Raw genomic sequence first — 7,385 nt, forward strand, 5'->3', positions numbered from 1 at the left:
CGCTGAGGGCCGTCTACGCCCCGTAGAACCGTTCCTCCATCACGGCCCGCGCCCTGCGCGTCGTCCGCCGGTAGTCGTCGAGCATGTCCCCCACGTGCCCGGGGTCGTACCCCAAGTACCGGCCCACGGCGGCCAGTTCACGCCCGTCCGACGGGAACGTGTCGCCCGCCCTGCCGCGCACCAGCATCACCGCGTTGCGCACGCGTGCGGCCAGGACCCATGCCTCGTCCAGGATCGCCGCGTCCTCGGTCGGGATCAGCTCGGCCGCGCAGGCCGCCGCGAGGGCCTGCCGGGTGCGGGTCGTGCGCAGGCCCGGTTCGACCCAGCCGTGGGTCAGCTGCATGAGCTGGACGGTCCACTCGACGTCCGAGAGGCCGCCGCGGCCCAGTTTTGTGTGGAGGGTGGGGTCGGCCCCGCGCGGCATGCGTTCCGCCTCCATGCGGGCCTTCAGGCGGCGGATCTCGCGGACCGCGTCGTCGCCGAGGCCCTCCGCCGGATAGCGCAGCGGGTCCACGAGGTCGATGAAGGCCTGGCCCAACTCGGCGTCACCCGCGACCGGTTCGGCCCGTAGCAGCGCCTGGGACTCCCAGATCAGGGACCAGCGGCGGTAGTAGGCCTCGTACGAGGCGAGCGTCCGTACCAGGGGGCCGCTCTTGCCCTCCGGGCGCAGGTCCGCGTCGATCAGCAACGGCGGGTCCGCACTCGGGAGTTGGAGGAGCCTGCGCATCTCCGACACCACCTGGGCTGCCGCCTTGGCCGCCTCGTGGTCCCCGACGCCCTCGCGCGGCTCGTGGACGAAGAGGACGTCCGCGTCCGAGCCGTAGCCCAGTTCGTGGCCGCCGAAGCGGCCCATGCCGATCACCGCGAACCGCACCGGCAGCGTGTCGCCCCAGCCCTCGCGGACCACCGCACGCAGCGTCCCCGCGATCGTCACCGCCGTGAGGTCGGAGACCGCGTCGCCCACCCGGTCGAGGAGCGCGCCCGGATCAGCCGCCACGGGGCTCTCCTCCGTGCCGTACGAGCCGATGATGTCCGCCGCCGTCGTACGGAACAGCTCGCGGCGGCGGACGCCTCGCGCCGCCGTCACCGCCTTCTCGGCGCCGTCCGCGCGGCCCACCGCGGCCAGGACCTCCTGTTCCAGGTGGGCGCGGTCGCGCAGGTCGAGGCCGCGCAGGTCGCCGAGCAGGGCCACCGCTTCGGGGGCACGCATGAGGAGGTCCGGGGCCAGGCGTCCGGCGGACAGGACGCGGGCCAGGTTTTCGGCCGCCGCGCCCTCGTCGCGCAGGAGCCTCAGATACCAGGGGGTCTTGCCGAGCGCGTCGGACACCTTGCGGAAGTTCAGGAGGCCCGCGTCGGGGTCCGCCGAGTCCGCGAACCAGCCGAGCAGCACGGGGAGCAGGGTGCGCTGGATCGCCGCCTTGCGGGTGACGCCCGACGCCAGCGCCTCCAGATGGCGCAGGGCGGCGGCGGGGTCGTGGTAGCCGAGGGCCACCAGACGAGCGCGGGCCGCCTCCGTACTCAACCGGGTTTCGACAGGGGCGAGTTGAGCGACAGCGTCCAGGAGCGGGCGGTAGAAGAGCTTCTCGTGCAGGCGGCGCACCACCGAGGTGTGCCGCTTCCACGCACGGTTCAGCTCGGTGATCGGCTCCATCCGCATGCCGAGGGAGCGGCCGATGCGCCGCAGGTCCGCGTCGTCCTCGGGAATCAGGTGGGTGCGCCGCATCTTGAACAGCTGGATGCGGTGCTCCAGGGAGCGCAGGAAGCGGTATGCGTCGTCCAGCTGGACCGCGTCCACGCGCCCCACGTAACCGCCGGCCGCGAGCGCCTCCAGGGCCACCAGGGTCGAACCGCTACGGATCGAGGTGTCGCCGCGGCCGTGCACCAACTGCAGCAACTGTACGGCGAATTCGACGTCCCGCAGACCGCCGGGACCCAGCTTCACCTCGCGGTCGACCTCGCCCGCCGGGATGTTCTCCACCACCCGGCGGCGCATCTTCTGCACGTCGGGCACGAAGTTGTCGCGCTCGGCCGCGTGCCAGACGAGGGGCGCGAGCGTGGTGACGTACTCCTCGCCGAGGGCCAGGTCCCCGGCCACCGGGCGGGCCTTGAGCAGCGCCTGGAACTCCCAGGTCTTGGCCCAGCGCTGGTAGTAGACGAGGTGGCTGCTGAGGGTGCGCACCAGGGGGCCGTTGCGGCCCTCCGGGCGGAGGTTGGCGTCGACCGGCCAGATGGTGCCCTCGACCGTGGTCTCCGAGCAGATCCGCATCATGTGCGAGGCGAGCCGGGTGGCGGCCTGGATCGCCGCGCCCTCGTCGGCGCCGTCCACCGCCTCACCGACGAAGATGACGTCGACGTCCGACACGTAATTCAGCTCGTGGCCACCGCACTTGCCCATCGCGATGACCGCGAGCCTGCACTGCGCGGCGTCCGCCGGGGCCGCCGCCCCGGCCATGGCGAGCGCGGCGCGCAGGGTCGCCGTCGCGAGGTCCGCGAGCTCGGCAGCCGCCTCGGCGACGTCCGTCGTTCCGCAGACGTCACGTGCCGCTATGGCGAGCAGGCAGCGGCGGTAGGAGACGCGGAGCGAGACCGGGTCGGTGGCGTCCGCCAGGCCGCGCTCGAACTCTTCGACACCGGGGTGCAGGTCGGCCAGCTCGTACGTGACCAGGGCCTGCCAGTCCCCGGGGTGCCGTGCCAGGTGATCGGCCAGGGCCTCGGAGGCGCCGAGCACGCCGAGCAGCCGGTCACGCAGCGGCTTGGCGCTGACCAGGGTGTCGAGCAGCTCCCGGCGGCTGATGTCGTCGGGCTGACCCTCGACGAGGCGCAGGAGACCGAGAAGGGCCAGGTCCGGGTCGGCGGCGGCGCTCAGGGCGTCGAGCAGCACCGGGTCGGTCCGCACCGAGGACAGTTCGGGAGCCCCGAGCAACCGCTCGGCGGCGGACGGATCAGTGAAGCCATGCCGCAGCAGCCGCGTGAACATACTGCTTCTGCGCCCTTGCGGCACCGTCATCCCCGCGCCTCCGTTCGATCACTCCTAGCCCGAGCGTACGGCCTGACCGATGAGTTCTGCCCGCGTGCGCGGTCCATCCTTGGACGGGAGCATTGGTGGCGACGCCTGGAGGCGGACCATGCCGAGCAAGGAACCTCGTACAGAACTGGATGCCCGGTACAGCAGTGCGGGGGCTGTAGCGACCCCGTGGCCCGATGCCCTGCGGCAGCTCAAGGGGGCCGAGCTCTTCTGGATCTCGACCGTACGCCCCGACGGCCGCCCGCACGTCACACCGCTGCCGACGGTCTGGCTGGACGGGGCGCTGCACTTCTGCACGGGCCCCGAGGAGCGCAAGGCACGGAACGTGGCGGCCAACCCCGAGGTCGTGCTGACCACGGGCGTCAACCTCTGGGACAAGGGCTACGACCTGGTCGTCGAGGGCGCCGCGGTCCGGATCACCGACGAGGAGAGGCTGCGGCGCCTGGCGGTGGCGTGGGAGGAGAAGTACGGCAGCTTCTGGCACTACGAGGTGCGGGACGGCTGCTTCCACCACGGTCCTGGCCACGCGTACGTCTTCGAGGTGGCCCCCCGCACCGCCTTCGGCTTCGGCAAGGGCGAGCCGTTCAGCCAGACGCGGTGGCGGTTCGCGTGAATTCGGCTCCGGGGTGAGATGTCCGAATCCAACGGCTGGCCGGTGCACCCCGCGCCTGGTGTACTCGGCCCATGGAATACACACTCGAGGTGATCCCGCTCCCCGTCAGTGACATCGACCGGGCGAAGGAGTTCTACCGCGACAAGCTCGGCTTCCACGTCGACATCGACCAGGAGGTCATGCCGGGCATGCGCATCGTCCAGCTGACCCCGCCGGGCTCCGGCTGTTCCATCGCCCTCGCCGACACCCTCTGGGAGACGATGGACGGCCCCACCCCGGCCCCCGGTTCCTACCAGGGCCTCCAGCTCTGCGTCGCCGACGCGAAGGCGGCGCACGACGAGCTGACCGCGCGCGGCCTGGAGATCACCGAGCCGGTGGCGCACGCGCCGCAGGACGGCGGGACCTTCATGTACTTCAAGGACCCGGACGGTAATGGCTGGGCGATCCAGGAGTACCGCGTCCGGGCGGACACGCCCTTGCGGGCGGCGATCGTCAGCGCCCCTTAGCTGCGCCGCTCAGCACGGTGAAAAGCCGCAGACGCATCTGCCAGGTTGCCCGGCACATGCGTCTGCGGCTTTTTTTGCGGTTGCTCGCGCAGTTCCCCGCGCCCCCCGAAGGGGCTCTACAGCACCGGCAAGTTCTTCCGCAGCTCAAAGGCCGTCACCTCTGACCTGTACTCCTCCCACTCCTGCTTCTTGTTCCGGAGGAAGAAGTCGTAGACGTGCTCGCCCAGCGTCTCGGCGACCAGTTCGCTGCGCTCCATCAGGGCGATCGCCTCGCCCAGGTTCTGCGGGAGCGGCTCGATGCCCATCGCGCGGCGTTCGGCGTCGCTCAGGGCCCATACGTCGTCGTCGGCGCCCGGCGGGAGTTCGTAGCCCTCCTCGATGCCCTTGAGGCCGGCGGCGAGCAGGACCGCGTACGTCAGGTAGGGGTTCGCGCCCGAGTCGATCGAGCGGACCTCGACCCGCGCCGAGCCCGTCTTGCCGGGCTTGTACATCGGGACGCGGATCAGCGCGGAGCGGTTGTTGTGGCCCCAGCAGATGTACGAGGGGGCTTCGCCGCCCGCGCCCGCCGTGCGCTCGGAGCCGCCCCAGATGCGCTTGTAGGAGTTCACCCACTGGTTGGTGACCGCGGAGATCTCGGCGGCGTGCTTCAGGAGGCCCGCGATGAAGGAGCGGCCCACCTTGGAGAGCTGGTACTCGGAGCCGGACTCGTAGAAGGCGTTGCGGTCGCCCTCGAAGAGGGAGAGGTGCGTGTGCATGCCCGAGCCCGGGTGCTCGGAGAACGGCTTCGGCATGAAGGTCGCATTGACCCCCTGCTCAAGCGCGACCTGCTTCATGACCAGGCGGAACGTCATGATGTTGTCGGCGGTGGAGAGCGCGTCCGCGTAACGGAGGTCGATCTCCTGCTGGCCCGGCGCGCCCTCGTGGTGGCTGAACTCGACCGAGATGCCCATGGATTCGAGCATCGTGATCGCCTGGCGGCGGAAGTCCATCCCGACGTTCTGCGGGGTGTGGTCGAAGTAGCCGGAGTTGTCGGCCGGGGTGGGGCGCGTGCCGTCGAGCGGCTTGTCCTTGAGGAGGAAGAACTCGATCTCGGGGTGGGTGTAGAAGGTGAAGCCGAGGTCGGAGGTCTTGGCGAGGGCGCGCTTGAGGACGTAGCGCGGGTCCGCGAAGGACGGGGAGCCGTCCGGCATGAGGATGTCGCAGAACATGCGGGCGGTGCCGGGGGCCTCCGCGCGCCAGGGCAGGACCTGGAACGTCGACGGGTCCGGCTTGGCGATCATGTCCGACTCGTACACCCGGGCGAATCCCTCGATCGCCGAGCCGTCGAAGCCGATGCCTTCGTCGAAGGCCTGCTCCAGCTCGGCCGGAGCCACCGCGACCGATTTCAGGAAACCGAGGACGTCCGTGAACCACAGGCGTACGAACCGGATGTCGCGCTCCTCGAGAGTTCGGAGCACGAATTCCTGCTGCTTGTCCATCTTCCGCTTCCACCCATCCTTGCTGGTCAGGCCACCTGCGTCCGCGCTGTTTCCGCGCCATGTCCGCGCTTGGGGACACATCGGGGCACATGAGCATCCCACCACACGGTTTCGAGCACGTTGCGGGCCATGTGCCGCCCTGTGCCCATAGTGCCTGCTGATCGGCGCGGCCGTAACAGCGGGCGGTCCGGACTGCCCCTACAGCCCGCCGGGATCGCCCATTACGATCAGCGAACCGCTCCACCATGTTCCGCACGTTCCGCATGTTCCGCCACGCGCGTCCCGCCCTTTACGCCGAAGGACACACTCATGGGTTCCGCCAAGAACACGAGCACCGCATCTCGCAAGGCCCGGATAGACGAGATGCGCAAGGCCGAGCGCGCACGCGATCGCCGTGGCCGCGTCATCACGATCACGCTCAGCGCGGTGGTGGTCGCCGCGCTCGCCGTGGGCGGTGTCGTCCTCTTCCAGAAGGCCGACGATTCCGACACGGCCGCCTCCGACGGGAAGTCCGCGCCGACGTTCAAGACGACCGCTGACGGCGAGAAGGTCTGGGACGCGAAGAAGCTGGGCCGCACCCACGTCACCAAGGACGTCAGCTACGCGATGACCCCGCCGGTGGGCGGCGACCACGACCAGGTCTGGATGAACTGCAACGGCGACGTCTACAAGGACGAGCTCCCCGAGCGCAACGCCGTGCACTCCCTGGAGCACGGCGCGGTCTGGGTGACGTACAACGACAAGGCGAAGGACGCCGACCTGAAGAAGCTGGAAGCGAAGGTCAAGCAGACGCCGTACTCCCTGATGAGTCCCGTCAAGGACCAGAAGGACCCGGTCATGCTGTCGGCCTGGGGCCACCAGCGCACGGTGACCGGCGCGGCCGACCCGAAGGTCGACTCCTTCTTCTCCACCTACGTACAGGGCAAGCAGACCCCTGAGCCGGGAGCCGCCTGCACGGGTGGCAAGGCCAAGTGAGGCGGCGTACCTGCTGGGCCGTGGGGGCCGCCGCGGCGGTGGTCGTGGCCGGCGGCGGGATCACCGTCGCGGTCGCCTCCTCGTCCGGCTCGTCCGGCACATCCGCCCCGTCCACGGAGTCGGCCGACGCGGGCTTCGCCCGGGACATGGCGACACATCACCAGCAGGCCGTGGAGATGTCGTACATCGTGCGCGACCGCACGAAGGACGAGGAGATCCGGCGCCTCGCGTACGACATCGCCCAGACGCAGGCGAACCAGCGGGGCATGCTGCTGGGCTGGCTCGACCTCTGGGAGCTGCCGAAGGTGCCGGCGGGGGCCCCGATGGAGTGGATGGGGATGGGTGACATGCCGCCGGGCAAGGACGGCGCCCTGATGCCCGGGATGGCGACCAATACGGAGCTGAAGCAACTGGGGAAGCTGAACGGCCGTGCGGCCGAGGTGCGCTACCTGCAGCTGATGACCAAGCACCACAAGGGCGGGATCCATATGGCCGAAGGGTGCGTCGACCGGTGCGAGGTGGGGGTCGAACTCCGGCTCGCGCAAGGGATGGTGGACTCGCAGGAGTCGGAGATCGAGCTGATGGCGGATCTGCTGAAGGCGCGTGGCGCGAAGCCGTGATCTTCCCCGACCCCGCCCCTTCCCGGCTGTATCAATTGCGGCTCCGCCGCGTGGCGTGCCTGCGCCCCGGGCCTACCTGGGGGGCTCCGCCCCCGACCCCCGCGCCGCAGACCGCGCGCGGGGGGGGATAAAAAACCCCGCCCGCGGGGGGGGAGCGGGGGGGCGGCG

6 protein-coding genes are annotated in these 7,385 nt (G+C 70.4%); 4 read left to right on the plus strand and 2 right to left on the minus strand.

Translation table 11 applies throughout. The features are described from left to right. Window positions 1-13: 13 nt before the first annotated feature. Window positions 14-3,007, minus strand: coding sequence for a bifunctional [glutamine synthetase] adenylyltransferase/[glutamine synthetase]-adenylyl-L-tyrosine phosphorylase (locus ACFQ7F_RS32165; RefSeq protein ID WP_383278040.1), 2,994 nt, complete (start codon window positions 3,005-3,007; stop codon window positions 14-16). A 118-nt stretch (window positions 3,008-3,125) separates the two neighbouring features. On the opposite strand from ACFQ7F_RS32165, the gene ACFQ7F_RS32170 reads away from it, so the two are divergent. Then, a complete protein-coding gene (locus tag ACFQ7F_RS32170; protein ID WP_383278042.1) occupies window positions 3,126-3,638 on the plus strand; it encodes a pyridoxamine 5'-phosphate oxidase family protein in 513 nt (170 codons plus the stop codon). Between the two features lie 71 nt (window positions 3,639-3,709). After that, window positions 3,710-4,144 carry a VOC family protein gene (locus tag ACFQ7F_RS32175; protein WP_383278045.1) on the plus strand — a complete coding sequence of 145 codons (435 nt, stop codon included), beginning with the start codon at window positions 3,710-3,712 and terminating at the stop codon, window positions 4,142-4,144. Between the two features lie 116 nt (window positions 4,145-4,260). On the opposite strand, the gene ACFQ7F_RS32180 is transcribed toward ACFQ7F_RS32175, so the two are convergent. After that, on the minus strand, window positions 4,261-5,622 hold the full coding sequence (locus ACFQ7F_RS32180; RefSeq protein WP_383278048.1) for a glutamine synthetase family protein: 1,362 nt from the start codon (window positions 5,620-5,622) through the stop codon (window positions 4,261-4,263). Between the two features lie 309 nt (window positions 5,623-5,931). Here ACFQ7F_RS32180 and ACFQ7F_RS32185 point away from each other — a divergent pair, with 309 nt between their 5' ends. Both ACFQ7F_RS32185 and ACFQ7F_RS32190 read left to right on the plus strand, forming a co-directional pair. Beyond that, the gene (locus tag ACFQ7F_RS32185) at window positions 5,932-6,597 is read left to right on the plus strand and encodes a DUF3105 domain-containing protein (protein ID WP_383278050.1); all 666 of its coding nucleotides are present in this window, start codon (window positions 5,932-5,934) and stop codon (window positions 6,595-6,597) included. 20 nt (window positions 6,598-6,617) lie between these two features. Continuing rightward, a complete protein-coding gene (locus ACFQ7F_RS32190) occupies window positions 6,618-7,217 on the plus strand; it encodes a DUF305 domain-containing protein (protein WP_383278052.1) in 600 nt (199 codons plus the stop codon). Window positions 7,218-7,385 lie beyond the last annotated feature (168 nt).

Source organism: Streptomyces sp. NPDC056486, assembly GCF_042795295.1.
Lineage (GTDB): Bacteria > Actinomycetota > Actinomycetes > Streptomycetales > Streptomycetaceae > Streptomyces.

Coding starts and splice junctions, on each gene's coding strand:
- ACFQ7F_RS32185 (WP_383278050.1), top strand. CDS start 5,932: ATGGGTTCCGCCAAGAACACGAGCACCGCATCTCGCAAGGCCCGGATA.
- ACFQ7F_RS32165 (WP_383278040.1), bottom strand. CDS start 3,007: ATGACGGTGCCGCAAGGGCGCAGAAGCAGTATGTTCACGCGGCTGCTG.
- ACFQ7F_RS32175 (WP_383278045.1), top strand. CDS start 3,710: ATGGAATACACACTCGAGGTGATCCCGCTCCCCGTCAGTGACATCGAC.
- ACFQ7F_RS32180 (WP_383278048.1), bottom strand. CDS start 5,622: ATGGACAAGCAGCAGGAATTCGTGCTCCGAACTCTCGAGGAGCGCGAC.
- ACFQ7F_RS32170 (WP_383278042.1), top strand. CDS start 3,126: ATGCCGAGCAAGGAACCTCGTACAGAACTGGATGCCCGGTACAGCAGT.